Genomic DNA, 23,547 nt, shown 5'->3' with positions numbered 1-23,547 from the left:
TTATTTATAAAATAAAAACCAATCAATTACGATTGGTTTTTCATTTCCTTATTGTGCCATTCAATAAATTTATTTCTGTTTGAAATTCTGTAGTAATATTCGAATACAGAGCAATTTAAAAAGTAATCAGCTTTTTGCTGGTCGCCATCGGATATTTTGAGCGCACCTAAAGTAAACGATTCGTATAAATCATTAACTTTTATTGGTGGGGCGGTGGTGTCAATTGCTGAATTGTCATTCTTCTTTGCTCCAAAGAGTTCGTCGAAACTTCCGTTAAGAATTCCTGATAAACTGGAGTGAATTGCAAACCTATTGGCAAAAAAAAACTATAAGCTTCAGGATCTTGTTTGACTAATTTCAATTTTTCTTCTGTCCAATGATTCTCACAACTATCAGGATTCTCGCCATCAATAAAATGATAAATCATAGCCATACGAATTGCTGCATCTTCATCAACAGGATAAGACATACGAGCCTTGATATTATTAATCCAAACAGCAACCTCGTCTAATTTATTTTTATTGACCGCATTGGTCAATCCATTACAAATCTCCGAAAGCATATTTTTTGTAAGTCCTGATTCGGAATAAATATTTTGTGCATTAGCTGCAATATTTCTACTTAAATGATAATCTGTAATTTCTTTTAAAGCATAGAATTTTAAAGGTTGGCCATTATTTCCTTTAAGCACTTTTGATTCAAATGCTACTATATATTTTGCTGTGTTGAATTGTGTCATAGCTTTTTCAATTTATTCACTTCTCGTGTTAATCTTGATTTTTCTTTTTTTAAGAATGTAATTTGAGTTTCCAAATCGCTAACTTCTTGCGACAAATGCCAATGTTTATTTTGTGTATTATAAAACTCCATTCTAAACGCTTGATTATTTCCTTTTTCTTGTGTCCACCATTGCATAAACTCTCTCTCAGAATATTTTTTATTACACGAATCACATTCTATAGTTCCGAAATCTTCGTCATATGTAAGACTTTTATTATGCTCACAAAGTTCAATTTTTAGATTTTTATCAAATCTTTCTTTGTTTTCAAATTTATTCGGATTAAAATTTATAATCTTACCACTCATAATTACGCTGATTTTTTAATATTGAAATAATTTGTTCGTGCAAATTCGTGGAAATATTTTTGGAAAAAGTATCGTCCACCATCGAAATAATCCATTTTGTAAATCTCACGGTCTTTTTTAAGTGTGTGCGGCTTATGGCTTTTTTCATCAATTGTTGCAATTGTGCAGTCATTGATAAAATTCGGACATCCCTCTTTTGAAATTGCAATGTTTGGATATTGCGCAAACATTTGATTCATTAATAATCTACTATTTTCAAAATGTAGATTAGATGTATTTGGCTGTACTTGTTTTGGTTGTAATTTCAGATATGAACGGATAAGAGAATATGCAGAATCGTGTATAGATTCGTAACCAACAACTCCCTCCGTATTCCCTGAACTATCGCCAGTAACATACAGAATTGAATTCGGAAATGTCATTTTAATTTCAGCGCATAAATCTGCTAATACTTGTTTACCTCCGAACTCCTTGTATACATTAATAAAACTACGACCATCACCTTTATTTGGCGACATTTGGTAAGCAGTACATGTTAACGGGTCTTTGTTAAAATCAAATGATAAATACACTTCATAAGTTGGAAGAAATGGAATTGTTTCTTTTACGTGTTTATCATAATTGAAAGCATAAAGCCACATATTATCGTTTTGCTCAATACCCCATTCACCAAGAACATATATTCGATAATCAGGGTGCGATGGAGGAATATCCATCATAATTTCTTTGTATTCCTGGTCTATAAATTTATTATCGTTAAATGTTGTAATCAGATTAAACATTTTCTTTGGATTGTAACGACCTCCATCATTATCGGGTGAATCCCAAAAACGTTTTTTTATCCAATGCTTCTCGTGAATTGGGTTAAATGATAAAATAATTTGGTAAAAATTATCTACGTGACCACGTACACGACGATCTAATTCGTTAAAATCAGCTTCCGAAAATTCTGTTGCTTCCTCCATCCAAATTTTTGTAATTCCTGAAATAGATTTCATTTTTTCAGAATCGTCTAGGCCAGCAAGAATTATTTCATTTCCGTTTTTAGCGTGAAATGACATTGTAGTAGATTTGAATTGCACATCAAGTCCGTACAATTCAATTTGTGCTTTCAGTAACGCGAAAATCGAATTTCGTAAAGTCGTTGCAACTTTTCTTAATGCTAAAATCTTTTCTTTATGTCCGTACGGATTAAGTAACCAAGACAATACTTTTTGTCCTACTGTCCAACTCTTTGATGAACCGGAACCACCACGCAAATTAACATACCTATGCGTTGATTGAAAAAACGGATAGTATGCTTCATTAATATTATCTTCATGGAGTAGGGCACGCATTGTTTTGCTATGATTTTATTAAATTCATTGCTGAATTAGTCAATAAAACTTCTGTACTCATGACATCAGCTAATAATGCTAAATCTTCAATTGTTGAAAAAGCAAGCCATTCGCCGTGTGAATCCATAAAAACATCCTCAGTCTTGTTGTAAGAAAATTCGATGTCTTTATATTCAAAATCGTAAATTACATCACCATTTTCAGTATCAGCAATTGTAACTTTCCATCCATCGAACAATACATTCTCTTTGGATTTGTTATATTGATTCAGTTCAGATTTATCATAAACTTTCAAACTATAATCTTTAGGATCGTTTTGCTTTATTGGATATGGATGATTTAAAATATTTCCCTCGTCATCACAAGGAGCAAACATACCAGGACTTAAACCTTGTTTAATAAACAAAGAATATCCTACGACATCATCGTATTTATCTCGTCTATGTTTTTGGTCATTTGTTGAAGCTAAAACAAAAGCTAACAACGGAATTAATACATTTTTCATAGTGTCGATTTTAAACATTGATTTTATACTGATGCTATTTCAACTAATCCATTAATCTCATCATCTAAATCTGAAATTAATTGACCAATTGTAGATAAACTTTCATTAGTTGATTCATCAATGAATTGTTCATTTTTTGACAAAAGTTCTAAAGCATTTTTTGCACCTGAAAGCATATCCAGTTTGATTGAATTAAATACTACTTCTTGATTTGCTTCATCAACTTCAACTGTTGATTCTATTTCTTTTTCGAAATTTTCTAATAATTGTTTTATCATTTTGATTTTAAATATTGAGTTGTGATTTTTACAAATTCTTCAAAGGAATAACAGACTGCTGTAGCAAATCTTTCCTTTTTTGCTTTTTCCAAGAAATTATTTTGCGCTTCGGTTGTGGTATTTTTTCCGTATTTCATTTCTATAAATAGACCATGAAATCCTCTCGATGCTTTCATAATGAATAAATCGGATACACCTGCCAAAACTCCCTCTGCTTTAATTTTTGAAACTTCCTTTTGATGTCTTGAACCACCATTCGGAATTGAAAAGATAATTACATCACGGAATTGCAGACGAAACCATTTTACGCAAGCTTGTTGGAGTTTACTCTCGTGATTCGCTGGCTTCTTGCGTGGTTGGTTTTGGACGCAAAGCTTCTGGAAGTTCAATGACAGTGATTGACTGACTATTAACCTTTTCCCCTTTCGTTGTGACATCTATTTCTTCTTTTATTCCTACTGATCCTTTGTATTGGTTCATTAACAAATTTGCATGTTGCAATCTTGTTCTTACATCAACCTCTTCGTAAATTGTTTCGGAAGTAGGTTTTCCATTTTCATCTAAAGCACTTTTTTGGATGAAACCAGTTTTAACCGCGAACGTTGTTAAGCTTTCTAAATCCTCGTGAAGCTTTGACCTTGCGCTTTCTCTGATTTCTTCAAGTTCAGGATGCTTCTTCATAAAACGATAAAGCGTGGAGTAATCAACCTTTAAAAGTCTTGACGCTTGTACAGGCATTCCTCCAGCTTTTTCTAAAGCATTCTTAACTTTTGTTTTAGTCAGTGTTGCCATATTGCGTTATATTGTTGTATTTAGGTTATTTACGACTTAATGGAATAACCTTTTTATTTTCTTGTTTTTGCAATTTATTTTGTTCAACTAATTGTTGATTTTGAAATTCATCAGCTTTCTTTTGATACTTTTTCTGAATTTCTTCTTTGATTGGCGCCGAATGTTTTCCGTGTACTACACCCAATACATAAGCATCACGAATTAAATTTGAATATTCAATCGGAGTAATACCTAATTCATTTGGTGCGAAGTCTTGCAGACCATTTAAAAGGAAAGGCATTGAAAATAAATTGTAATTTTCATTCGCTAAATCTTCAAAAACATCTACATCAATTTTCAATCGATTTAATGAAACATTTTGAAGCATTACTTTTCCAATTTTCAAAACATTTGCTTCTACTAATGGATCTGCAATTTCATCAAATGGAAAAGATGTTGCAGATAATTTCTCTCTGATTTCTCCTTTCAATTTTTTATCTAATTCCTGAAAAAATTGTTGCTGGTCTACTGCTGTGTTTAATTCGTTTTTGTTCATAATGTTGTTATTTGTTTAATAAACTCTTTCTATTTTTTCCGAAAACTCTTCACCTTTTACGATGTTATCATTTTCGTTTATTTCAAATCTTTGACAAAAAGCTGCTTTTGATTGATGATTATCGAATGAAAGCATTACATAAGAAGTTAAATCCTTTGCTTTTTCGATTGCCTTTTCTTTAATTTCTTCCTTTGCTTGTTTTACAGCTTCTTTACGAACTTCTGCATCAAAAGCTTTTTGTTCTGCAACTGGTTCGTAAAGTGATTCTATTTCGTTAGCGATTGAATCGTTTTCTAATTCAGGAACTGGGACACCGTAATAATTCAAATCAAATTCATCAAGTCCCGCATTCTTGTAATCGATGTCGTGGAGTAATTGACGCATTAATTCGTCGTCAAGTTCTGTACGGCTTCGAGTTTGGAAAACGTTTTGCTCTTTTTCAGTTTTTACATCTAATTCAATCTTTTCAACTTTAACCTCGTAATCTTCCGAACCATCATATTTGTTAATTACATCCAAAGCCATCAATCTCTTATGTCCATCAATCAAATTACCTGTAGTTGCATTCCAAACAATACCACCTAAAAAAGCTACATTCTTAAAATTGCGTTTGATTTCGTCAATTGCTTGTTTTGAATGATTCTTAGGATTGTATGGAGCAAATTTGATTTGCGAACGATTGACAATTATTGTTTCAGATTGTCTAACTTTCATATCAGGATTTTTAAGAATTCTGTCTGTCATAATCGAATAGTAATTTTTCTGAAAGAGGATAAACTTTTAAGATTTTTTCTAAATCACTTGGATAATGTTCTCTCAACCAAACAAAAACATCTGTATCGAAAAATACCCCAACTGATCTATTTTTTTTCTTACCGTAATTGATTGGTTTTGGTAATTTGTTTCGCTGAATGTAATTCAAGACGTCGCCGTCACGCCAGTTTGAAAGAGGGTAGACGTTGTTTGTTGTGCTAATTGCTTCTAATTCGTATTGTCGTAGCTTGATTCTTCGATTCATATTATCAGCTTTTTTTTCACCGATAAATGCGTATTGAATACCTGTTTGAATTTTAACAGCTTCAATAACATCTTTTAATTTTATTAATCTGATTTTTTGAGGTACGCAAAACATACCTGAACGATGAATTTGTGATAATATCCAATGAGGGACCTCAAGGAATTTTACATTTGAATATTTGGCCTTACTGAATCGAATGTATTTATCAATGTGTTCTAAGTCTTTCACGAAGTACATAAACACGCAAACCACTTCATCAAATTCTTTCGCCATCAAATCAAGTAGAGCAATCGAATCTTTACCACCTGAATAAAAAAGTATTGCTCGATTTGACTTTTGCCTAATCGAGCTAATTACTTTTTTACTATGTTCTAACGGCGATAACATAATTAACCACCAGCCATACCGAATGCTCTACGCATATCGTAAGTACGCTGTCTACGTGTTACAAATCGTCCACCTCTACCAACTGTACCACCACTTGATTGTGATGCAGCTCTACGTCCACCTCTATAGTTTGACGTAGCGAATGTTGTTACTCTTCTTCTAACTCGGCAATATATTTAAAAATTAAACATTACTTTTTTGAACTGGCGCTTCGATAATCTCGCCTAATTTGAATTCGATAACCGCAGCAAAATAATCTTCGCCTTTGTCATCTTTCAAAATAATAAGCTCGTGAGTTTCTTCATCTTCTAACAATAAAACTTGTGAAGATTTTACTTTAACAACCATTTTAGGGCGTTTACCTACATAAGCACCTGTAAGAAATGTAATTGTATCGTATTTCAAAGTCACAATACCGTTATCATCTTCAATAACAAAACCCTCTTCATCTACTTCACAATATTTACTTGTGTTATTCGGGCGTATTTCGCGCGATTCGATTGTTTTTGTACCGGCAAGAATTTTATCAAAAAACTCTTGTTTAATACTTAGTGTTAGATTTTTACTCATTTTTCAATAATGTTGATTTGTAGCGAGAGCTGGACTCGAACCAGCGACCTTCGGCAAGTTAAACCGATAAGCTAACCAACTGCTCTACCTCGCGATAATATTACTTACAAATATAAGTAATATAAATGTATTTATTAATATTATAAATATTTAATTGTAATTTTTTTTAGATATAAAATTGACCTAATTCATTCTGTTTTTTTATCGCTTTTTCAATATCTTTTTTCATTGATAGAGCTTTATTTTTGTCAGCACCAAAAAATAATTCTCTATGATAAAAATTCTTAGGCAATAAAACAGTTAAGTTATAATGCTTTTCATGTGGTTTATCTTCGGTTGTTCTTTCAAAAGAACTTTTTAAAATAACTTCTTTAAGTTCAACACACTTATAAATCAAATGTTTTGTTTCATCATAGAATACAAAATGTTTAGTTTTCAAATAAATGCACCATCCTAAACATTTAAGAGTATCTATTTTCTCTATATCAACAAGAGTAGCTTGTTTTAAAAGAGAGTTTGTAATTTTATATTTTTTTAAGATAATTTGCATTAATTTTATTTTTTAGTTGAACACCCAATTATATACCCTAATTCAAACATAGTCTTAGCGTTATATTCTTTTTTCAATTTATTGATTTCTTTTTCAATCGAACTTAAACTATTTGATTTAAAATTCTCTTTTTTCAAAGCTTCTGCAATCTCTAATTGATTTAAGCCTTTTGATAAATATTTGATTAATTTACTTCTCATTTTCGTTGTGTTATGTTTTAAATAAAATTAACATCTACTTCTTTTTCTTCATAAATATAATTCACGTGTATGTCAGGTAAATTTGATTTCAAATTTGAATTACCACCTGTAACATAATTATCGTAATTATTACGTCTTATATAATCAAAGTATTTACTTTTATTTGCATCAAGTATAGCCTGTGCTTTATTTATTTCTTTTCGAGTATTATAATAAGATTTGTCTAAAATAATATCTTTAAGAACTTCTACAATTCTATAATTTGGTTTATTAGAGATACCCCATTCTACGTTATTTATTTGAGTACCATTATTAATACCATTTTCTATTTCAACAAATAAAGGGGTGTCTTTATTATTAAAGGTTATCTCATAATAATAAGTATATTGTAATTGATTATGTTTTTCTATATCTACACTTATTTCACAATCAAACTCTTTTTGTAATTCTGAAAAATCATTTAATTGTGGTTCTTCATACACTAACTTATCTAATAGTGATTCTACTTGTTCTTCTGTTAATAAATTTTTCATAACTACGCCCATAATTTTACTGCTAAATCAAATTTCTTTTGAAGTTCGTTAACTTCTTTTTTCGCATAAGTCAAAGAAAAAGAATGACTTTTTTCGATTTTACCCGTTTTCATATCTGTATGATATTGTTTCGCTTCTTCTAATTTGAATTCATAAAAATCTAAACTTTCAGGCATTGACAAATTAATGTCATTTGCTTTTTTCGCCCAGTATTCAGCTTTATTTTCATGCTCTGATGCTTTTTCTGAGTATTCAACAGATTTACCTATACGAGACCAATTGCGATCAATTAAAGCACGATGTCTTTTTTCTGAATGATGTCCTATTTTTATAGGCTCTGCAAGTGCTAAAAAATCTTTACCCTCTTGACTAGCTTTGTAATACTGATTACTTTTATTTTCAGCAGAATTTGCCCAGTTTTCGTATTTTTCAGCTTTTTGCTTCGCTCGCTCTTGAATGTTAAAACCATCTGCACGAATGATAGAGTAGTAGAAAAAACCATCTTTTTCATAGATCAAGTTAAATACTATGCTTTCATTGATTTTACCATATTTAGTCGTTAATTCGATAACATCACCTTTTTCGTATTGTTCTTCACATTTTGCGATAAATACATTAGGACAAAATTTTGAATATGTGTTCATAGTGTTTTGATTTAATTGTTTTACATTTTTGATACAACAAATATATAATGTTTTATGATTGATAAATTTTTCATCCGTGTTAATTATTTGTTAAATGTTTTACGTATTTAAAATTAATTATCCGATTAGCATTAGTTTTGTTTTATAAATATTAAACTATGAGATTCAAAATAAAAGAAATGATGGATGCGAAAGGATTTAATAATTCTAAAATTGCAGATGCTTTAGGTGTGACTAGAGGAACAGTTACTAACAATCTAAGAAATCCATCTTTAGAAACATTAGAGAAAATCGCTGCAACAATCGGAGTTAAAGTAAGGGATTTATTGGATGAAGGAGAAGATGAAAAATTGCAACCAGTTTACACAAAAGGTGAAAACGGAAAGGAGGTTTTAATCGGATATTTACTTCCAAAAAAGTAAGGGAAAATCTCCCTTACTTTCCCAACTTCTTATTATGTCTTTCAGTCAATTCTTCTTTCGATAAAATTTCCGCATGTGCATCATCGTGGCAACTTCTACATAAAGCGATGAGGTTTTCAATTCTATCTTGATCGCCCTTTGTTTTCTTTCCGAACTTTGATCGTGGCTCAATGTGATGAATGTCTACTGCTGTATTCCCGCATACTTCGCAATTGTAATGCCCCGTATGACTTGGGAAATGGTTTATGTATATTTTAGTGTGTTTTTGCATTGAAGTGTATTTGTTTGAATGTTTGGGATTCGATTAAAATATAATCATCATCTGCTGATTCGGTGTACTGATTAGTATCTTCGTTAAAAACTAAATAAGGAAAATGAATATCAAATTCTCCATTTATCAAGTTTTCACGACTTTCGTGATAGATTTTCTCATTAACACCTTCAATTAATGATAAAATACTTTTTATTTCTCCTGCACTCAGCTTACTTAAATCTAGTGCTGTGTTGTATTTGTTTAAATCTGTCATTGTAAATCTGATTAGCTTTTATCATTTGATTTATTTTTGATTAGTTCCTTAGGTTTAGCTACTCCAAATAATTTATTTTCTTGCACTGGTATTGCTTCTGGAAAATATCTTCTATCGACAATATTTCCATTTGAGAGAACTCCTGCGAATCCTGATGCATTTAATAGTTCAAACCATAATGCTTGATACACTTTAGGGTTTTCTTTCTGTAAATCCCATAATTTTTTGTAATCTTCTATTTTCATCTCTATTTTTTTTTATTATGTAAATTCTAAGTATTCATTTTCTCTAATAATTGTTGTTTTAAATGGAAAGCCATTTTCTGGTACTTGTAAAATCATTTCTTGTAAAATTTTTGACCCTGTAAAAATGATATTATTAGTTCCGTTTAATTCAATTTGAAGTGTTAGGAATTTTGTTCCTTGTTTTGCTTTAGAGTCTTCAATTTTAAACTTTTGTACAATAATTTCTCTATTGATGATTCTATCTATTTTTATTTTGTCTCCTACAAAATTTGTTAAATTTGGCTTTATTTTGAAGTTCTTGAAATTGTTCATTTGGCAATAATTTTTGAAGTAGATTTCGAGAGTTGCAATGATTAGTCCAACCTAAATAAGAAGCAACCGTTTCGATTGATGGATTCTTTTTTAGTTTTCGAGCAAAATTCTTTTTAATGCCTTTTCTTAGAAGGGTGTGATTTTGAAAATGTACATATCCAACAAAGTCAATTCCTATTGAAATAGGGAAAATTCGATGATTATTTTTGATAGTAAGTTTTAGATTTTGGTCTAAATACTCTTTGATTATTTTTAGATAATAATGCAATTCATCTTTGTTTTTTGATAGAATTACCAAATCGTCTGCATATCTGAAATAATGTTTTACTTTAATTTCTTCTTTCAACCAATGATCAAAATAAGTAAGATAGAAATTCGCAAAATATTGACTTAGATAATTTCCAATCGGAACGCCATCTGCACTATCAATAATTTCATCAAGTAACCAGAGTAAATCTTTATCTTTAAACTTCCGTCTTAGTAGAGATTTCAAAACATTGTGATTGATATTTGGATAAAATTTTTTAATATCCATTTTCAAACAATATTGATATTCTGAATCTTTCAAAGCTTTTCTAAGTTCAAATGAACATTTATGTATTCCTCTGCCTTTGATACAGCTAAATGTATCTTTTGTGAACGTTGACACAAAAATTGGTTCGAGAACATTCATAATTGCGTGATGCGTTATTCTGTCTGGGAAATATGGTAAGCGATAAACTTCACGTTCTTTTGGTTCATAAACTTTAAAAATATCGTATAATGAAGTTTGATATGTTTTTTCCTTCAACATGTGATATAATTTCAAGATATTTTCTTCTTTTTTAGAATTGTGAATTTTCACACCATATTGATTTGATTTTCCTTTTTGAGCAATCTCATCAGCTTTTTTCAAATTCTCAATACAAATGATTCTTTGATAAATATTTCCTATTCTTTTCATCGCTTTGCTTGTTATTGGTAGCTTTCAGAAAATCTTACTAACAACCAGGATAAAAGTTTTTATTTTTTGTCAAGGGACAAGGTTTGAAGTGTTGTATTTTTTCTCGCATAGGTGCGAGCTGACATTCGTATTCGTATTCCAGTTATCGTAATCGTTATAGACGAAACTGCCTGCAGAAGAATAACAGCTCTAACACTTCACAACCTATTTTTTTATTTAATTACATAATGTTCTTCGTAAATATCTTTGAATTGTTTTCCTGCATACTCTGCTAATTCTCTACTTTTAAAGCAAAGGCGCGAGCCGACAAGCGCATTCGCATTCCAGTAAACGTAATCGTTACAGACGAAACCGCCCGCAGAAGAACTTTCCATATCGAAGTAAGGAAAATACTTATATTGACTACTATCGCTCCAATCTGGAACCCAGACTTCGTTAAGTGCTTTTGCGATAATGATTGATTGTAGTTGAGAAATTATGTGTTTTGGAATAGATAAATTCTCTATTACTCGTAATGCTTTTACGTCTTCATCATCTTCTCCAACTTTATTGATTGCATCTTGAAAAGTTTTGATTTGCTCTTTGATGTCTTTAGGTATCTGTTTCAGATTGATTGCGGTTTTATTTTCATTTAGAGAATCGATTATAAATCCTTCTGGAATGATGTCTGTTAAATTGATAGTTTTTGTTTTCATGTTTATAAATACTTGTTATGAATTTCAATAAATTGTTTTCCTGCATACTCTGCTAATTCTCTACTTTTAAAGCAAAGGCGCGAGCCGACAGCCGTAAGCGTAGTCCAGCCATCGTAAGCGCCAAAGACGAAACCGCCCGCAGAAGAAACTTCATAATATGGAGTATATTTCCTTTGGTCAGAATCTGAAAAATCAGCTACCCAATCTTCTTGTAAAGCTTTAGCTATAACTACAGCTTCTTGTCGTCCATAGACATGAGTTTCTTTTCCGATTGGTTCTAATAATCTTAAAAATTTAACTTCTTCGTCTTGTTCTCCTAATTCATCTATAGCGTCTTGTAAAGTTTTAATTCTTTCAAAAATACTTTTTGGAATAGGAGCGAATTTGATTTGTCCTGTAGTTGTGTCAAAAGTGTCTATTTTAAATCCTTCTGGGATTTCAATTTGTAATGTTTTCATTGTTATTTATTTAAAGTTATTTTAGTAATCCCCAAATTACAATAGCTGTTAAAATCGCTGTTGTAGTTAAAATTTGTATCGCACGGAAACATCCGCCTTTCTCGTATTTTTCCATAGTTATAGGTTTTTCCTAAAGCTTTCGCCTGATAATTCGAAATAATTAAATTGTTCATAAATACGATCATAAACTCGTTCACCGTATTGTTTTCTAATCTCATCTATTTTTAGATTTGTAGTAATTAGAGTTCTATTTTTAAGATTTAAATACCTGTTTTGTAATACCTCTTCAAGCAGATTAGTCTTTCCATATCGTGAAGCCATTCTTTCTGTTCCGAAGTCATCAAAATACCATTCTCCATTTGCTAACAATTGGTGAAACTTCTCTACGTCAGTTTCAGGATTTTCGTACATGTAAACCATTTCATTTGTTGAAATTTGACGAAAACACATAAACATATCAACTCTTTCTTTGTATATCCATTTTCCAATTTCAATGAAAGTTAAAATTGTAGAAGTCTTACCAACTCCACAATCTCCTGAAAGAATTAAACCTTTTTTATTATCAAATGGTCCAGCTTGTTTTCCAAAATACTTACAAAGCGCAAAAATTAATTTCTTGTTCTCTTGATTCAGGATCAATTCTTTTTTTTGAGTTGTAAACCAAAATTCTTTGAACTTTTCAAAAATAAAATCAGAATCTAGCGTCTCAATTTTTTTTAGTTTTTGTTTTTCTACGATTGGAACTGGTATAAATTCAGATTTTTTTACACTTTCGATTTCTTCATAAAGTTTTATTTGTTCCAATTCTTCAGATTTCAATCCGTTAGCTGAAAAACTTTTCAGGTATTCATATTTTCGTTTCGAGATAATTCCAAATCCTTCAAGACTTTCACCGATTTTATCTCCAATTTTTACAATTCCATTCATAATTCAATTGATTTTATGGTTTCAGATTTATTTTGCTCAAATGCTTTTTTTTCAGTTTCCCCTTTTGATTTTTCTTTTTTCAGTTTATCAATCCAGTTTTCAGTTTCCCATTCGGAAAGGTAATTTTGCCACCTGTGAACTACCTCTTTTGTTTTTTGCTTGTACTCGATGTAAGCGATTGTTTGTTTTTCGAACTGTTCTAGCTTTCCGTTGTTCTCAATTCTTTTGAAATCTCCAAACATTCGCATTTGTAAAACTTCGGTTGTTTGTGAAAAGAATTCTGATGTTTTTTGAAAAATTTCTGAATCTCTAATTTCGCACGCATCTTGTTTGTGGTTTATTGTTTCTTGGTTTATTGTTATTGGTTTATTTATACTATCATTGCTTTGTTGTGTGCTTTCACTATTGCTTTCACTCAGCTTTGTGTCTTGCTTTATTATCGCTTTATCTAGTGCTTTGTATATTGGTTCATCAAATTTTGATAGGGCAATTATGTTTGCGGTGAACTGGTTTTTCGATTTTTCAATCAACTCTATGAATCCATAATCAATTAAATCATTAAGTACTTTTATGTACGAATTGTAAGATCTTATACTAGTTGCTTCCATAACCATTGAAGATGGTAAACTAAATTTTCTTTTCCATCCCAAACGATTACATTGCTCAATAGCAAAGAAATAAACTGCAATGTGATTAGGTTTTATTTTATCAGGATTTTCAAATGAAAAATCCCAAAAATTTCTTGACAAGTTGTAACCATTCATTTATCTATTCTCACTCGCTTTCTTGTTCTTGAATCAATCCAAACCCATTTATATTGGATATTTGAATCGTTATATCAACGTTTCTTGCGATGATATTGAAAATGTATTGACGTTTTTCAGGAAGTTCATTCACTATACTTGCAAATGCTTCGTTTCTGTGTTGTTCTGACCTCATTTTATAATGTTGTTGTTTTTTAATTCGATATAGATTTCATCTAAAAAATCCTTTTCATCAGGACTTGGAAGATAAATACCAGCTTCACGACTTGCGTAATCTCTGAAATTGTCGATTGCGATTGTCATTTCTTTCGTGTCTAAAGTTGCTGTACTTCGCCACCTTTGAATAGGAACTAAATTCCCAAATTCTCCCTCGTAAAAAATAACTGGGTTTACTATTTTCTTAAAAATATCTTGCTTAACCTCTTCAAGCGTGTAGCCGAATTCAAAACCAAACCACCCTAAAATCATATGCAAATAACTATTTTGTTTTATTGTTCGTTTTGGCTTTTTTTCGGTTAATTCAATTGTTGCTTTTTTATTTATTAAGAATTTAAAGCGTTCAATTGCTCTTTGTTGGTGGTGAATGTTGTGAGTTTTGTAAATCATATTTTTTCATTTTTATACTGCTGAAAAAACTGATTCATAAATTCACGTTCCCATTCTGAACAATCGTGTAGTTGCTTATTATTTACAAGCCATCTACCATCGATTAACTGAATTGTGATTTGTTGTTTGTTCATAATAATGTTGTTTTTGCTCCCTTGTCAGGATTCGAACCTGAATTTGTAATAATCTTGGTATCTATTTCATTACATTTTTAGACTGCGTCTACCATTTCGCCACAAGGGATAACCAACTAAATCTCAATTATGGGTATGTTATTCATCAATTCCATTTTCGAAGTACTCTTTTGAAAATTTGAAATCAATTAAGTTTTCACAGCTAACTGTTTTAGCTGATAATAGTGCCGTTTCCAAAGGCTCATCTTTTCTATCTTCAGGAAGATTTAAAATGATGTATTTCTCTATAGTATTTTTCGCATCTTCTGCGTTTTTTGCTCTTAAAATAAAGGATTGAGTGTTGATGAATTCGTCTTGTTTAGTTTCAATTTCTATGAAATAGAAATCTTTAGTTTCTTCATTTTCATTTGAATGACTTTCGGCATCTTCAATTTCTTCTTTATCAGAAATTAAAGTGCTGTAATTAATTTCTTTGATTGATTTAAAAACAAATGATCCGATCATTTTTTGCTCTAAAAAATCTGTGCAAATCTCAATAGCATTCTGTATTGAATTGGCATATAAATAGAAATTGAATTTCTTTTTAAAGGCTGCAACTGTAACAGAATATAAAGCTGTAGAATTGATTGATAAAGTACCTAAGCGCTGAATGTCACCAACTTTTACACTTTTAACATCGCCACTTGTCAAATAAAAATTCAATTCTGAAAGTGTTGTTTTATCTAAAAAAGTACCTTTATCAAATAATACTTCGTGTCTTTCAATTGAAACAACTTCGCCTGTGTCTTCATCTGCAAAATCTTCTGACCAACTTCTTAAAAGTCTTTCAGATAGGTATTTACCTTCCATTTCTTCAAGTAATGAAGTTTCTATAATAGTTTCGTTGTGCTTTGTTTTCATATTATGAGGTATAAAAAAATGCAGTCAGCCAAAACCGACTGCATTTGTTATTATTTAAAATCTTTGATTAATTGCAATTTCAAATCAATTGCTAGTTGTAGACGTGTTTCTAAAAACTCAATATCTGCTTCGTTGCGCTCAATTACAACATAATGCAGTCGGTGTTTTTCTTTAGAAAATCTCGGGTCAAATGAAACGAAGTACCATTTTGAAACTTTTCTACACAACATTGAAAATTGAATTTGCCAATAGTATTCAGATTTTATTTTTTTCAAATCTTCGCCATTTTTAATTGAGCGATATTGAAAATGCGTTGTACTATTTGGGCATTTAGATTCTACACCATACCCCGAACCTAAACCATCAGGTGTGCAACCAGCGTGTTTACCATAAGAAATAAATTTTTGATTATCGCCTATATTTTGAATTTTCAATCGTGTCTTTTTTGAAAACAATTCAATCGCTTTAGCTTCATAATCGTTACCCCATTGCATTGAAGATGATTTAAAAGATTCAGGCAAACCATCGATTAATGATTCAGTAGCTTTTTCCACAACATAAGAAATAGCTCCTTTAGGTAATTCATTAGGTTTACTTTCGTAAGTCATAAGTCGATGAATTTCACTTGCTGTGAATTTACCTTTGCGTTTCAAAAGCCATTCTTCGTGACTTTTATCTGCTTGAAGATTACTCAAAGCCCCTAAATCAAGGCTTTGAATAACATTCATTTCTACTGGTTGTAATTGAAGTGCTGAGTTCATTTTAAGCTAATTTTGTTACATCAAAAATCATTGTTGCACCTTTCGAGCTTTTATTATTTTTCTTATCACGATAAATAATTTCTACTGGCGTTTGAATAGGTAAATTTTTAACCGCTTCAATTAATGTCATTTGACCGCTTAAGAAACATTCAGCTGTCGATACGAATAATGCACAATTAACCATTTCGCCATCTTCATTTGGTATTTCTTTCATACCCATGTAATAGGCTCTAACTGGTGTATCTTGTAATTTCGCCCATTCATCAGCTGTTTTGTATTTTAGCGTTAATGAAAATTCAGGCTTCATTTCGTTTAATTGACCTAAACTTTCTGTGTCAGGTATAAAAAAAGCTACTTCTGTACCTGCTGCTTTTTCTACTTCTGTGTTTTGGTTTTTCTTTGCCATAATAATGTGATTTAATTGATTTATATTGATTTTAATTTTTGACCTCTACAATGTTTTTTTTGAAACTTTTCAAGGCATTCAGCTAATTTTTTTTGTCTATCTTCGACTTGTTCAAGTATCATATTTTGAAACTTATTTTGCTCAACACTATTCATCTGCATTTTCATAGTGTTAAATAATTGAATGCCTTGTTTTGCTGTCATATTTATGCTGTTAGTTGTAGATATTCGTTTTGAATTTTTTGAACTATCAATTGTTCTATTTGATTTTCTAATTTTTTATTTAAATTGAAAGTTGTACTACCATTATCACTTAATAGAATAGCTTTCATATTCACATCTATTGATTCAATATTCACGTCGTTGAAATCAATATCGATTTTAACATTCTCATTAAATTTTACTTCTAATTCGCAAGTAGCGTATTCAATGATTAAAGTGCTTTCAATAGATTGATTAATATTTAATCGACTATCTATTATATTAGTGTTAATGTTTAGCATTGTTATAATATTTATGTAGCAAATATAATAATTATTATAATAAAACAAAATTATTTTTGATTTTTATTATATAATAATTATAATTAATATTATAAACTCATTGTAGTAACGACTTCAACGAACTTTTTACCATACTTACTTTTTAAGTGTGTAAACTTTGCTCGTACAGATTCTGCGCTAGAATAATTATATTTTTTTGCAAGTTCACCAAACACAAGCATTTGATTCGCATCAGGCGTATTTACATACATATCAACATAATCAGAAACTAAATTTCTCTCCTTAATAAGAATTTCCCTTTTATATGGGCTAACTAATTTATTTTCAATCATAATCTTTATTATATTTTTTATTATATTTGTAGTCTGAAAAGAATTATTATGTACAAATATAATAATTATTATATCAATATAATAACTCGTATAATAAAAATTTTAACAAAATGAATGCAGATATATATAGCTTAGATTTTTTTAAGAACTATTTGCACTTTTTAAAAAGCAAAAAGAAGTATAAAAATTTGACAGAATTAGGCAATATGATTGATTCAAGTCAAAGTTATATTTCACAAATTACCACTGGTAAAATTGCTTTGACAAAAGAGTTTGCAGATAAATTATATAATGTATTTCCTATTGATGCGAATTATCAATCTGAAACTTTCAAATTAAATGGAAGTGAAAAAAAACTCAATAACGATCTACCTAAAGAATCGAAACAAATTGAAAATGTTTCTAAAGAAGATATTTATACTAATAATTTTGGAGTAAAATTTATTCCTATACCCAACGGAAAATTTCAAATGATCGTTCCAGTTTTAAACGCAGCTGCTCAAGCTAGTTATATTGATAATTATCAAGATGTAGGCTATGTAGAATATATTTCTAAATTCCATGAAACGGAATCGTTTTTAGTTGACAGGCCATTACAGGGTAATTATGTTTGTTTTAAGGTAATTAATGATAGTATGGCAAATGACAATCCTAGAACTGCTATTTTACCTGAAGATGAAGCATTAACAAGAGAATTACAAAGAGAGCATTGGAAATCTAAATTAAAAATTAATGATTTTCCTGAATGGGTAATTTTTACAACTAAAAATCCTTATCCCTTAATTAAAAACATCACTAACCACGATGTTGAAAATGGAATTATTACTTGTCATTCGTACAATGAATTTGTTCCTGATTTTGATTTAAGTTTAAATGATGTTCAGGCTTTATTTTATGTTATTGATATTAGACGAAAACGTAATAATAAATTTCATTATTAATCTTGGATACAAAAGAAATAATTCAAAACAACGAAAAGATTTCAGTTTTAAAAGAAACTGCTGAAATTTATGAATACTGTAAAACTTTTTCAGACGTTTTTATTCCGATAAAATACGACACTGAAGTGTTTATTGAAATATTTAATTGTATTTACTTAAAAGATATTTCTGATTTATATGTAGAAAATATTATAAAGCGTTCAAATTGGACCCATCATACAGCAAATACTTTTTTTCGCACCAATCAATTATTAAATTTCAAATGTGAATTTGAATCTGTAAATAGACACGATGGAGTTGTAAGAGATGAAGATGGTACTGTTTTTTTATGTGCAGAATGGGAAATTGACGAACAATCAATTTTTTCAGAAAAAGGAGAAATAAACAAACTTTTAAATACTTGTATTAATTTAAAAACTTGTGATGCCTTTTTGTTTACATATAACACAAAAATGGACATTAAAGAATATGTAAATAAAGTTTACACACAATGGAACAACGGTTTGCTTGATGATGATTTTAGATTAACATTGATTACTGCGGTTTTTGATAATAGTAAAAAGTCTAGTGTAAAAATTTTACGAGGATTAAGAACTTTTATCATAGGAAAAGGAGTAATAGATATTTGGGAAACTATATCATAACTACATAAACTATATTATTATGAAAAAAATACTTTTATTTTTATTTATCTCATCTTTTATGTTTGCTCAAGAAATTGAAAAAAAATATAAAGATGAATTTACAGGGAGTCAAATTATAAAAACTGATTGGGAATTTTTGAATAATGCATCAAAAGGATTTTCAGCAAAATTTCGCATTTCTAAGATTAATGAAAATTATTATTTAGATTTAAAAATGATGATCGGTTCTTCAAATCCAAAAGTATTCTCAATACACGAAGGAGATAAACTTATGTTTAAATTATCAAATGATGAAATATTAGAGTTATTAAGCGAGAGCTCAGAAGTTACTTGTACAGGTTGTGGTTCGACTGGTTTAGTTGGAAGTGCGGCACAAGGAATAAATATATCATATTCAATAACTGAAGAACAATTTCAGCAGCTAAAATCAACACCAGTTGCAAAATTAAGAATTTACACAACTGATGGATATGTAGAGAATGATGTCAAAGATAAACATGCAAAAACTATTCAAAAGACATTTCAATTATTTTAACTAATGAGCACAATTCAACGAAGATTATTATTCGAACGTAAAAAACGTAATCTAACACAAAAAGAGTTTGCGCAAGTCATTGATATGGATCAAAGTCAATATTCAATGGTTGAGAATGGAAAGCTTAATCTTACAGTTGAGAAAATGGCAATTCTTCATAAAAAATTAGGAATAGATCTTAATTTTTTAATTACTGGAGAATATACAAAACTTGATTTCGGAATTGAAAAAATGGATGTGAAGCAATTGAAAAAACTTAACTCTGACATTTTCAACGAATTAGAGCAAAGAATTGAAAAGAATTTAAAATAGAACTGCACAAAAACTGCACAAATTAGAATAAAAAACAATTAACAAAAGATACTTAACAAATTGATTTACAATTGTTATATAATATATGTGAGAATCCCTCACTCTCCGCAACGACAAATGGCACCTTTGGAAGACAAAGAGTGCCATTTTTATTTCTCCTTTTAAAATTTTAAACTGATAAATATTAAGTTATAATAATTACTCTAAAAAATTTTAAACTTTAGAGGATTTCAGCTTTTTCTTTGAGAGTTAATTTTAAGTTACCTTTTCCTAGAAAACTATTGGATCCATATTCTTTTGATAATCTTTGCGCCATTTATATAATAATGAATCTTTTATACCAAGTTACCTAGCTAATTCTGAAATACTACTTCTTTCGTAACTCAATTCTACAGCTTGTAATTTAAATGAACTATCATAATGATTTTTTATTCCTTTCATCATAGTAAGATAAGTCTTATACCTTTTCTTACACTGGAATTTTAATTAGGACATCCATAAATTACTTTGGAATATAAAATAGTATTCTATTACTATTATTTTTTTAATTCGCTCTGTATTGTTCATTAAACTGTACATTTCGACGAGAATTTTTAATTAATCCAAAATTGTAATTTATTCCAATTGTAAAAAATCTATTATCATAATAATTATTGTATGATTGCGAAAAGTCTTGATAGTACATTTTACCTCTAGTTTTAGAACCTTTTAACATATCATTGACTCTTGCAGTTAATGTTAATTTATTTTCCATAAGACTAATTCGTGATCCGAGTGATAAAAAATAATAACTATTACTTTGTATGTTAGACTCTTTTCCTGGTAAAATATGATTAAAATCTAGAGAAGCTATCCAATTGTTCTTTTTTAGCAATGTAAATGCATTATTAATTGTATAGCTCGTTGACCAACCGTTTAAAGTTTCTATTTCAGAATATTTACTTTCAGATTCAGAATAAAATGTAGAAGCATTAATAGATAAATTCCAGAATTTGAATAAATCTTTTTCAAAAGAAAGGTTTACACCAATATTATTTGTCTTGAATACATTATCATATTTCGTTTCTTTAATTCCTTCGGTAATATTAATTAGCGCACTAAAGGCATCTTCTTGTCTTGAGCCAAAAAGACTTGCCATAAAAATACCTTTATACAAATAATTAAATTCTATATTATGACTAATTGATGGCTGTAAATAAGGATTTCCAACATTATACGTAAAAGGGTTAGAATACCATCTAAATGGATTTAATTGACTTAATCTTGGTCGATTAATGCGTTTATTATAATTAATTGTATAAGTATTATTATCTATTTTATACATCAAATTAAAGTTCGGAAACAATTTTCCATACTTTATTTTAAAATTATCTTGAGTTTCTAAATCAGTATATTCATATCTCAAACCAGCCTTAAATGTCCACTTATCTATTTTCTTATTCATAGATAAATAAGCCGCATAATTATCTTCGATAACTCCAAAATTATTACTTTGATTAGGATTCAGAAGGTAGTCATTATTGATAAAATCATAATATTTGATATCAGAATTATTATCAAATCTTGTGTATTTAATTCCTGTTTCAAATGTTGCCCATTTCATCGGTTTAAATAAATCTATTTGTCCAGAATAGACCTTATGTCTTATGAAACTTGTATTGATTATCTTCATCAAATTTGTATTTTGTTGATTATCTGTCACAAAATCTAATGTTGTACTAGGCTTATTATCAAAATAATTCGCAACAAAACTTAATTTAGTTCCAATTGTATCTAATAATAAATCATCGTATAAATTGATTGTATGAATTTCTGATGGATTATTATAAGTAGAATTAGTTGTCAATAAAGAATCTAAAACATTTACTGTATAATAAGATGTCTTATTCACATTTACATATTGGCTCTTATTATTTGCGTAATCATAGATTATTCCAAGCGTATTTCTAGAAGAAGTTTTATAGGATAAATCTGCATTTATTCCGTAATTTTTTGAGTGATCTTCTCTATTTGCATTATTATTCAATTGATCGCCATTGGCGTACAACAAATTTTGATTTTCATATACTTTTGCTTTTCTATCACTGTGTCTGAAACGAATTGAGCTTTGAAATTTATTTTTATTAAAATTTAATCCTAAATTATTGCCAAAAGACTCTTTCGAATTTTTAGTAAAGCTGGTAGAATAATTTCCGCTAAAAAGATCATTATTTTTCTTTTTTGTTATAATATTTATTAAACCACTGTTCCCTTCTGCTTCGTACTTTGCTGATGGTGAAGTAATCACTTCAATTTTCTTAACATCTTCTGAAGGGAGAGTTTTTAGATAATTAACTAATTCTTGACCAGATAATTGAACAATTTTATCATTTAGCATAACACGAACAGCCCCTTTACCTATGATACCAATACTTTGTTCATTTGCTTTAACCAATGGAGTTTTTGATAAAACTTCTAAAACAGTTGCACCAGAACTATTTACCGTATTCTCTACATTATATATAATTCGATCAACTTCTCTCTCTATTGTTTTTTTCTTAGAAGTAACAATGGTTTCATTCAAATTAATAGAACTCTCTGTCTTAATAATGCCTAAATCTAAATCACGATCAACAATAATACTCTTTGTAAAAATTGGAATATTATAATTTACCATTTCCAAATCAAATTCTCCATTTATATTTTTAAAGAAAAATTCACCTTGATTATTTGTTAATCCTGAATAGTAAACAGAATCATTTTTCAAAAAGTTAATTTCAACAAAATCTAACGGTTTTTTATTCGAATCTAATACTTTCCCTGTGACGGTATAGCTTTGTGCAAAAGCAATATTTGTTAAAGTAATGGATACTATTATTCCAAAAATTAATCTGATCATTTTTTATTGTTAAGTTTGAATAGTGGCATTAGATTTTTCTATTTGTCAGCAAGATTTCTCTTGATTTTAAAGATTTTGGTTGTACTTTTTGAAGTAGTATTTTTTTTCAATCCTTTATTTTTTTTTTAAAAATCATCCATTTCAAAATGATATAAAAAAGAAATCGACAGAAACAAAGTTCCCATCGACAGAAATCAGGAAATCACCCGTGAAGCTATTTTGATATATTGAGTTTTATGAATAATTCGTCTTTTTTATTTGGCACTATAGGAATTTCACTTTTATTTTTCATCTCAATTATGTTTCCTGAAAAAGAATGAATAGCATCTATATTAATGATAAATGAGCGATGGGTTTTAAAAAATTGATTAGGATTCAATTTTTTTTCAATTCCTTTTATAGTCATAAGCATCATATATTGTTGATTTTTAGTCACAATTTTTAAATAATCCTTGATCACTTCAATATAGATAATATCTTCTACTGCTACTTTGATCAGCTTAGACGTTCCTTTTGATTTAATAAAAATAACATCTGATATTTTTGTTTCAGTTATAGTATTTTTTTTAAGATAATGTCTCGTCCTGAAATAGTGATACAGAAAAAAGCATCATTATGAAAGAAGAAAGAGTTTATACAAAGCGTACTCAACGGGATTACACTTTAACATTCAAGTTGAATGTAGTGAAAGAAATTGAAACAGGCGAATCAAGTACCGTAGAAGTTTGTCTCAAATATGGAATACAAGCCAGAAGTACGGTTTCAACTTGGCTCAAAAAATATGGTACCTTTGATTGGGAAAATCAAACACCTTCAACTATGTCAAAGTCACCAGAACAACGTATTTTAGAATTAGAAGCTCAAGTAA

Annotated in this window: 41 protein-coding genes and 1 tRNA gene; 6 read left to right on the top strand and 36 right to left on the bottom strand. The window is 29.4% G+C overall.

Annotated elements, in window-relative coordinates:
• Positions 1-199: 199 nt before the first annotated feature.
• The 16 genes from RSC72_RS06075 to RSC72_RS06000 form a co-directional block, all read right to left on the bottom strand.
• Entirely contained in the window at positions 200-739 is a 540-nt protein-coding gene (locus RSC72_RS06075) for a hypothetical protein (protein ID WP_332545075.1), read from the bottom strand.
• Positions 736-1,086 (bottom strand): hypothetical protein, encoded by a 351-nt coding sequence (locus tag RSC72_RS06070; protein WP_332545074.1) that lies wholly within the window; start codon positions 1,084-1,086, stop codon positions 736-738. Before RSC72_RS06070 ends, RSC72_RS06075 begins: the two co-directional genes overlap by 4 nt.
• 2 nt (positions 1,087-1,088) lie before the next feature.
• Positions 1,089-2,423, bottom strand: a complete 1,335-nt coding sequence (locus RSC72_RS06065) for a PBSX family phage terminase large subunit (RefSeq protein ID WP_332545073.1) — start codon at positions 2,421-2,423, stop codon at positions 1,089-1,091.
• 7 nt (positions 2,424-2,430) lie between these two features.
• Entirely contained in the window at positions 2,431-2,928 is a 498-nt protein-coding gene (locus RSC72_RS06060) for a hypothetical protein (protein WP_332545072.1), read from the bottom strand.
• Positions 2,929-2,951: 23 nt separating this feature from the next.
• Positions 2,952-3,206 (bottom strand): hypothetical protein, encoded by a 255-nt coding sequence (locus RSC72_RS06055; protein WP_332545071.1) that lies wholly within the window; start codon positions 3,204-3,206, stop codon positions 2,952-2,954.
• Positions 3,203-3,643: a VRR-NUC domain-containing protein gene (locus tag RSC72_RS06050; protein WP_332545070.1), complete on the bottom strand. Its 441-nt coding sequence runs from the start codon at positions 3,641-3,643 to the stop codon at positions 3,203-3,205. Before RSC72_RS06050 ends, RSC72_RS06055 begins: the two co-directional genes overlap by 4 nt.
• The gene (locus tag RSC72_RS06045; RefSeq protein WP_332545069.1) at positions 3,531-3,998 is read right to left on the bottom strand and encodes a hypothetical protein; all 468 of its coding nucleotides are present in this window, start codon (positions 3,996-3,998) and stop codon (positions 3,531-3,533) included. The genes RSC72_RS06050 and RSC72_RS06045 overlap by 113 nt, the downstream gene beginning before the upstream one ends.
• 25 nt (positions 3,999-4,023) lie before the next feature.
• Complete coding sequence (locus tag RSC72_RS06040; protein WP_332545068.1) at positions 4,024-4,533, bottom strand: hypothetical protein; 510 nt, start codon at positions 4,531-4,533, stop codon at positions 4,024-4,026.
• A gap of 15 nt (positions 4,534-4,548) precedes the next feature.
• Positions 4,549-5,247 carry a ParB N-terminal domain-containing protein gene (locus RSC72_RS06035; RefSeq protein ID WP_332545067.1) on the bottom strand — a complete coding sequence of 233 codons (699 nt, stop codon included), beginning with the start codon at positions 5,245-5,247 and terminating at the stop codon, positions 4,549-4,551.
• Between the two features lie 10 nt (positions 5,248-5,257).
• Positions 5,258-5,938, bottom strand: a complete 681-nt coding sequence (locus RSC72_RS06030) for a phosphoadenosine phosphosulfate reductase domain-containing protein (RefSeq protein WP_332545066.1) — start codon at positions 5,936-5,938, stop codon at positions 5,258-5,260.
• A gap of 183 nt (positions 5,939-6,121) precedes the next feature.
• The gene (locus tag RSC72_RS06025; RefSeq protein ID WP_332545065.1) at positions 6,122-6,508 is read right to left on the bottom strand and encodes an ASCH domain-containing protein; all 387 of its coding nucleotides are present in this window, start codon (positions 6,506-6,508) and stop codon (positions 6,122-6,124) included.
• Positions 6,509-6,528: 20 nt separating this feature from the next.
• A tRNA-Val gene (locus tag RSC72_RS06020) sits at positions 6,529-6,602 on the bottom strand.
• 72 nt (positions 6,603-6,674) lie between these two features.
• The gene (locus RSC72_RS06015; protein WP_332545064.1) at positions 6,675-7,058 is read right to left on the bottom strand and encodes a hypothetical protein; all 384 of its coding nucleotides are present in this window, start codon (positions 7,056-7,058) and stop codon (positions 6,675-6,677) included.
• Positions 7,059-7,063: 5 nt separating this feature from the next.
• Positions 7,064-7,258, bottom strand: a complete 195-nt coding sequence (locus tag RSC72_RS06010; RefSeq protein ID WP_332545063.1) for a hypothetical protein — start codon at positions 7,256-7,258, stop codon at positions 7,064-7,066.
• A gap of 17 nt (positions 7,259-7,275) precedes the next feature.
• On the bottom strand, positions 7,276-7,803 hold the full coding sequence (locus RSC72_RS06005; protein WP_332545062.1) for a hypothetical protein: 528 nt from the start codon (positions 7,801-7,803) through the stop codon (positions 7,276-7,278).
• Positions 7,794-8,435 carry a DUF3560 domain-containing protein gene (locus RSC72_RS06000; protein ID WP_332545061.1) on the bottom strand — a complete coding sequence of 214 codons (642 nt, stop codon included), beginning with the start codon at positions 8,433-8,435 and terminating at the stop codon, positions 7,794-7,796. The genes RSC72_RS06005 and RSC72_RS06000 overlap by 10 nt, the downstream gene beginning before the upstream one ends.
• A gap of 158 nt (positions 8,436-8,593) precedes the next feature.
• Between RSC72_RS06000 and RSC72_RS05995 the strand changes: the two genes are divergently transcribed.
• Positions 8,594-8,857 (top strand): helix-turn-helix domain-containing protein, encoded by a 264-nt coding sequence (locus RSC72_RS05995; RefSeq protein ID WP_332545060.1) that lies wholly within the window; start codon positions 8,594-8,596, stop codon positions 8,855-8,857.
• A 13-nt stretch (positions 8,858-8,870) separates the two neighbouring features.
• Here the strand turns inward: RSC72_RS05995 and RSC72_RS05990 are convergent, their stop codons facing one another.
• The 18 genes from RSC72_RS05990 to RSC72_RS05905 all read right to left on the bottom strand — a co-directional run bounded on the left by RSC72_RS05990 (position 8,871) and on the right by RSC72_RS05905 (position 17,369).
• A complete protein-coding gene (locus tag RSC72_RS05990) occupies positions 8,871-9,128 on the bottom strand; it encodes an HNH endonuclease (protein ID WP_332545059.1) in 258 nt (85 codons plus the stop codon).
• A complete protein-coding gene (locus RSC72_RS05985) occupies positions 9,112-9,384 on the bottom strand; it encodes a hypothetical protein (RefSeq protein WP_332545057.1) in 273 nt (90 codons plus the stop codon). The genes RSC72_RS05990 and RSC72_RS05985 overlap by 17 nt, the downstream gene beginning before the upstream one ends.
• An 11-nt stretch (positions 9,385-9,395) precedes the next feature.
• On the bottom strand, positions 9,396-9,629 hold the full coding sequence (locus tag RSC72_RS05980) for a hypothetical protein (RefSeq protein ID WP_332545056.1): 234 nt from the start codon (positions 9,627-9,629) through the stop codon (positions 9,396-9,398).
• A gap of 15 nt (positions 9,630-9,644) precedes the next feature.
• Positions 9,645-9,941: a hypothetical protein gene (locus RSC72_RS05975; RefSeq protein ID WP_332545054.1), complete on the bottom strand. Its 297-nt coding sequence runs from the start codon at positions 9,939-9,941 to the stop codon at positions 9,645-9,647.
• Positions 9,868-10,884, bottom strand: coding sequence for an RNA-directed DNA polymerase (locus RSC72_RS05970; protein ID WP_332545052.1), 1,017 nt, complete (start codon positions 10,882-10,884; stop codon positions 9,868-9,870). The genes RSC72_RS05975 and RSC72_RS05970 overlap by 74 nt, the downstream gene beginning before the upstream one ends.
• A gap of 212 nt (positions 10,885-11,096) precedes the next feature.
• Positions 11,097-11,579: a hypothetical protein gene (locus RSC72_RS05965; RefSeq protein ID WP_332545049.1), complete on the bottom strand. Its 483-nt coding sequence runs from the start codon at positions 11,577-11,579 to the stop codon at positions 11,097-11,099.
• Between the two features lie 2 nt (positions 11,580-11,581).
• The gene (locus tag RSC72_RS05960; protein WP_332545048.1) at positions 11,582-12,037 is read right to left on the bottom strand and encodes a hypothetical protein; all 456 of its coding nucleotides are present in this window, start codon (positions 12,035-12,037) and stop codon (positions 11,582-11,584) included.
• 117 nt (positions 12,038-12,154) lie between these two features.
• Positions 12,155-12,964: a hypothetical protein gene (locus RSC72_RS05955; RefSeq protein ID WP_332545046.1), complete on the bottom strand. Its 810-nt coding sequence runs from the start codon at positions 12,962-12,964 to the stop codon at positions 12,155-12,157.
• Positions 12,961-13,713, bottom strand: a complete 753-nt coding sequence (locus RSC72_RS05950) for a hypothetical protein (protein ID WP_332578445.1) — start codon at positions 13,711-13,713, stop codon at positions 12,961-12,963. The genes RSC72_RS05955 and RSC72_RS05950 overlap by 4 nt, the downstream gene beginning before the upstream one ends.
• Positions 13,714-13,738: 25 nt before the next feature.
• Positions 13,739-13,903 (bottom strand): hypothetical protein, encoded by a 165-nt coding sequence (locus RSC72_RS05945; protein ID WP_332545042.1) that lies wholly within the window; start codon positions 13,901-13,903, stop codon positions 13,739-13,741.
• Entirely contained in the window at positions 13,900-14,334 is a 435-nt protein-coding gene (locus RSC72_RS05940; protein WP_332545040.1) for a hypothetical protein, read from the bottom strand. Before RSC72_RS05940 ends, RSC72_RS05945 begins: the two co-directional genes overlap by 4 nt.
• Positions 14,331-14,468 (bottom strand): hypothetical protein, encoded by a 138-nt coding sequence (locus tag RSC72_RS05935; protein WP_332545038.1) that lies wholly within the window; start codon positions 14,466-14,468, stop codon positions 14,331-14,333. Before RSC72_RS05935 ends, RSC72_RS05940 begins: the two co-directional genes overlap by 4 nt.
• Positions 14,469-14,606: 138 nt before the next feature.
• Positions 14,607-15,368, bottom strand: a complete 762-nt coding sequence (locus tag RSC72_RS05930; protein ID WP_332545036.1) for a hypothetical protein — start codon at positions 15,366-15,368, stop codon at positions 14,607-14,609.
• Positions 15,369-15,418: 50 nt separating this feature from the next.
• Entirely contained in the window at positions 15,419-16,129 is a 711-nt protein-coding gene (locus tag RSC72_RS05925) for a lambda exonuclease family protein (protein ID WP_332545034.1), read from the bottom strand.
• A 1-nt stretch (position 16,130) separates the two neighbouring features.
• On the bottom strand, positions 16,131-16,535 hold the full coding sequence (locus tag RSC72_RS05920; RefSeq protein WP_332545032.1) for a hypothetical protein: 405 nt from the start codon (positions 16,533-16,535) through the stop codon (positions 16,131-16,133).
• A 20-nt stretch (positions 16,536-16,555) separates the two neighbouring features.
• Positions 16,556-16,738 carry a hypothetical protein gene (locus RSC72_RS05915; RefSeq protein WP_332545030.1) on the bottom strand — a complete coding sequence of 61 codons (183 nt, stop codon included), beginning with the start codon at positions 16,736-16,738 and terminating at the stop codon, positions 16,556-16,558.
• Positions 16,739-16,740: 2 nt separating this feature from the next.
• A complete protein-coding gene (locus RSC72_RS05910; RefSeq protein WP_332545029.1) occupies positions 16,741-17,037 on the bottom strand; it encodes a hypothetical protein in 297 nt (98 codons plus the stop codon).
• Positions 17,038-17,126: 89 nt separating this feature from the next.
• Complete coding sequence (locus RSC72_RS05905) at positions 17,127-17,369, bottom strand: hypothetical protein (protein WP_332545028.1); 243 nt, start codon at positions 17,367-17,369, stop codon at positions 17,127-17,129.
• A gap of 110 nt (positions 17,370-17,479) precedes the next feature.
• On the opposite strand from RSC72_RS05905, the gene RSC72_RS05900 reads away from it, so the two are divergent.
• Genes RSC72_RS05900 through RSC72_RS05885 form a run of 4 tightly spaced genes read left to right on the top strand, consistent with a single transcriptional unit; the run spans position 17,480 to position 19,801 of the window.
• Entirely contained in the window at positions 17,480-18,310 is an 831-nt protein-coding gene (locus RSC72_RS05900; protein WP_332545027.1) for a helix-turn-helix domain-containing protein, read from the top strand.
• A gap of 2 nt (positions 18,311-18,312) precedes the next feature.
• Positions 18,313-18,954 (top strand): hypothetical protein, encoded by a 642-nt coding sequence (locus RSC72_RS05895; protein ID WP_332545025.1) that lies wholly within the window; start codon positions 18,313-18,315, stop codon positions 18,952-18,954.
• A 19-nt stretch (positions 18,955-18,973) separates the two neighbouring features.
• Positions 18,974-19,489: a hypothetical protein gene (locus RSC72_RS05890; protein ID WP_332545023.1), complete on the top strand. Its 516-nt coding sequence runs from the start codon at positions 18,974-18,976 to the stop codon at positions 19,487-19,489.
• Between the two features lie 3 nt (positions 19,490-19,492).
• Positions 19,493-19,801, top strand: a complete 309-nt coding sequence (locus RSC72_RS05885; protein ID WP_332545022.1) for a helix-turn-helix domain-containing protein — start codon at positions 19,493-19,495, stop codon at positions 19,799-19,801.
• Between the two features lie 544 nt (positions 19,802-20,345).
• Here RSC72_RS05885 and RSC72_RS05880 read toward each other — a convergent pair.
• Both RSC72_RS05880 and RSC72_RS05875 read right to left on the bottom strand, forming a co-directional pair.
• Complete coding sequence (locus tag RSC72_RS05880) at positions 20,346-22,679, bottom strand: outer membrane beta-barrel family protein (protein WP_332578444.1); 2,334 nt, start codon at positions 22,677-22,679, stop codon at positions 20,346-20,348.
• 214 nt (positions 22,680-22,893) lie between these two features.
• Entirely contained in the window at positions 22,894-23,175 is a 282-nt protein-coding gene (locus RSC72_RS05875) for a LytR/AlgR family response regulator transcription factor (RefSeq protein ID WP_332578448.1), read from the bottom strand.
• Between the two features lie 119 nt (positions 23,176-23,294).
• On the opposite strand from RSC72_RS05875, the gene RSC72_RS05870 reads away from it, so the two are divergent.
• The coding region (locus RSC72_RS05870) for a helix-turn-helix domain-containing protein (protein WP_332578443.1) at positions 23,295-23,547 on the top strand (253 nt) is incomplete at its 3' end.

The sequence above is a fragment of the Algoriella sp. genome, assembly GCF_036647415.1.
In the GTDB taxonomy this organism is placed as follows: domain Bacteria; phylum Bacteroidota; class Bacteroidia; order Flavobacteriales; family Weeksellaceae; genus Empedobacter.
Note: the sequence above shows the minus strand (reverse complement) of the source record. Positions and strands in the feature narration are given on the sequence as shown.

Bases quoted from the DNA above. Each gene is read 5' to 3' on its own strand.
- RSC72_RS06075 (WP_332545075.1), bottom strand. From the start codon at position 739: ATGACACAATTCAACACAGCAAAATATATAGTAGCATTTGAATCAAAA.
- RSC72_RS06070 (WP_332545074.1), bottom strand. From the start codon at position 1,086: ATGAGTGGTAAGATTATAAATTTTAATCCGAATAAATTTGAAAACAAA.
- RSC72_RS06065 (WP_332545073.1), bottom strand. From the start codon at position 2,423: ATGCGTGCCCTACTCCATGAAGATAATATTAATGAAGCATACTATCCG.
- RSC72_RS06060 (WP_332545072.1), bottom strand. From the start codon at position 2,928: ATGAAAAATGTATTAATTCCGTTGTTAGCTTTTGTTTTAGCTTCAACA.
- RSC72_RS06055 (WP_332545071.1), bottom strand. From the start codon at position 3,206: ATGATAAAACAATTATTAGAAAATTTCGAAAAAGAAATAGAATCAACA.
- RSC72_RS06050 (WP_332545070.1), bottom strand. From the start codon at position 3,643: ATGTCACAACGAAAGGGGAAAAGGTTAATAGTCAGTCAATCACTGTCA.
- RSC72_RS06045 (WP_332545069.1), bottom strand. From the start codon at position 3,998: ATGGCAACACTGACTAAAACAAAAGTTAAGAATGCTTTAGAAAAAGCT.
- RSC72_RS06040 (WP_332545068.1), bottom strand. From the start codon at position 4,533: ATGAACAAAAACGAATTAAACACAGCAGTAGACCAGCAACAATTTTTT.
- RSC72_RS06035 (WP_332545067.1), bottom strand. From the start codon at position 5,247: ATGAAAGTTAGACAATCTGAAACAATAATTGTCAATCGTTCGCAAATC.
- RSC72_RS06030 (WP_332545066.1), bottom strand. From the start codon at position 5,938: ATGTTATCGCCGTTAGAACATAGTAAAAAAGTAATTAGCTCGATTAGG.
- RSC72_RS06025 (WP_332545065.1), bottom strand. From the start codon at position 6,508: ATGAGTAAAAATCTAACACTAAGTATTAAACAAGAGTTTTTTGATAAA.
- RSC72_RS06015 (WP_332545064.1), bottom strand. From the start codon at position 7,058: ATGCAAATTATCTTAAAAAAATATAAAATTACAAACTCTCTTTTAAAA.
- RSC72_RS06010 (WP_332545063.1), bottom strand. From the start codon at position 7,258: ATGAGAAGTAAATTAATCAAATATTTATCAAAAGGCTTAAATCAATTA.
- RSC72_RS06005 (WP_332545062.1), bottom strand. From the start codon at position 7,803: ATGGGCGTAGTTATGAAAAATTTATTAACAGAAGAACAAGTAGAATCA.
- RSC72_RS06000 (WP_332545061.1), bottom strand. From the start codon at position 8,435: ATGAACACATATTCAAAATTTTGTCCTAATGTATTTATCGCAAAATGT.
- RSC72_RS05995 (WP_332545060.1), top strand. From the start codon at position 8,594: ATGAGATTCAAAATAAAAGAAATGATGGATGCGAAAGGATTTAATAAT.
- RSC72_RS05990 (WP_332545059.1), bottom strand. From the start codon at position 9,128: ATGCAAAAACACACTAAAATATACATAAACCATTTCCCAAGTCATACG.
- RSC72_RS05985 (WP_332545057.1), bottom strand. From the start codon at position 9,384: ATGACAGATTTAAACAAATACAACACAGCACTAGATTTAAGTAAGCTG.
- RSC72_RS05980 (WP_332545056.1), bottom strand. From the start codon at position 9,629: ATGAAAATAGAAGATTACAAAAAATTATGGGATTTACAGAAAGAAAAC.
- RSC72_RS05975 (WP_332545054.1), bottom strand. From the start codon at position 9,941: ATGAACAATTTCAAGAACTTCAAAATAAAGCCAAATTTAACAAATTTT.
- RSC72_RS05970 (WP_332545052.1), bottom strand. From the start codon at position 10,884: ATGAAAAGAATAGGAAATATTTATCAAAGAATCATTTGTATTGAGAAT.
- RSC72_RS05965 (WP_332545049.1), bottom strand. From the start codon at position 11,579: ATGAAAACAAAAACTATCAATTTAACAGACATCATTCCAGAAGGATTT.
- RSC72_RS05960 (WP_332545048.1), bottom strand. From the start codon at position 12,037: ATGAAAACATTACAAATTGAAATCCCAGAAGGATTTAAAATAGACACT.
- RSC72_RS05955 (WP_332545046.1), bottom strand. From the start codon at position 12,964: ATGAATGGAATTGTAAAAATTGGAGATAAAATCGGTGAAAGTCTTGAA.
- RSC72_RS05945 (WP_332545042.1), bottom strand. From the start codon at position 13,903: ATGAGGTCAGAACAACACAGAAACGAAGCATTTGCAAGTATAGTGAAT.
- RSC72_RS05940 (WP_332545040.1), bottom strand. From the start codon at position 14,334: ATGATTTACAAAACTCACAACATTCACCACCAACAAAGAGCAATTGAA.
- RSC72_RS05935 (WP_332545038.1), bottom strand. From the start codon at position 14,468: ATGAACAAACAACAAATCACAATTCAGTTAATCGATGGTAGATGGCTT.
- RSC72_RS05930 (WP_332545036.1), bottom strand. From the start codon at position 15,368: ATGAAAACAAAGCACAACGAAACTATTATAGAAACTTCATTACTTGAA.
- RSC72_RS05925 (WP_332545034.1), bottom strand. From the start codon at position 16,129: ATGAACTCAGCACTTCAATTACAACCAGTAGAAATGAATGTTATTCAA.
- RSC72_RS05920 (WP_332545032.1), bottom strand. From the start codon at position 16,535: ATGGCAAAGAAAAACCAAAACACAGAAGTAGAAAAAGCAGCAGGTACA.
- RSC72_RS05915 (WP_332545030.1), bottom strand. From the start codon at position 16,738: ATGACAGCAAAACAAGGCATTCAATTATTTAACACTATGAAAATGCAG.
- RSC72_RS05910 (WP_332545029.1), bottom strand. From the start codon at position 17,037: ATGCTAAACATTAACACTAATATAATAGATAGTCGATTAAATATTAAT.
- RSC72_RS05905 (WP_332545028.1), bottom strand. From the start codon at position 17,369: ATGATTGAAAATAAATTAGTTAGCCCATATAAAAGGGAAATTCTTATT.
- RSC72_RS05900 (WP_332545027.1), top strand. From the start codon at position 17,480: ATGAATGCAGATATATATAGCTTAGATTTTTTTAAGAACTATTTGCAC.
- RSC72_RS05890 (WP_332545023.1), top strand. From the start codon at position 18,974: ATGAAAAAAATACTTTTATTTTTATTTATCTCATCTTTTATGTTTGCT.
- RSC72_RS05885 (WP_332545022.1), top strand. From the start codon at position 19,493: ATGAGCACAATTCAACGAAGATTATTATTCGAACGTAAAAAACGTAAT.
- RSC72_RS05880 (WP_332578444.1), bottom strand. From the start codon at position 22,679: ATGATCAGATTAATTTTTGGAATAATAGTATCCATTACTTTAACAAAT.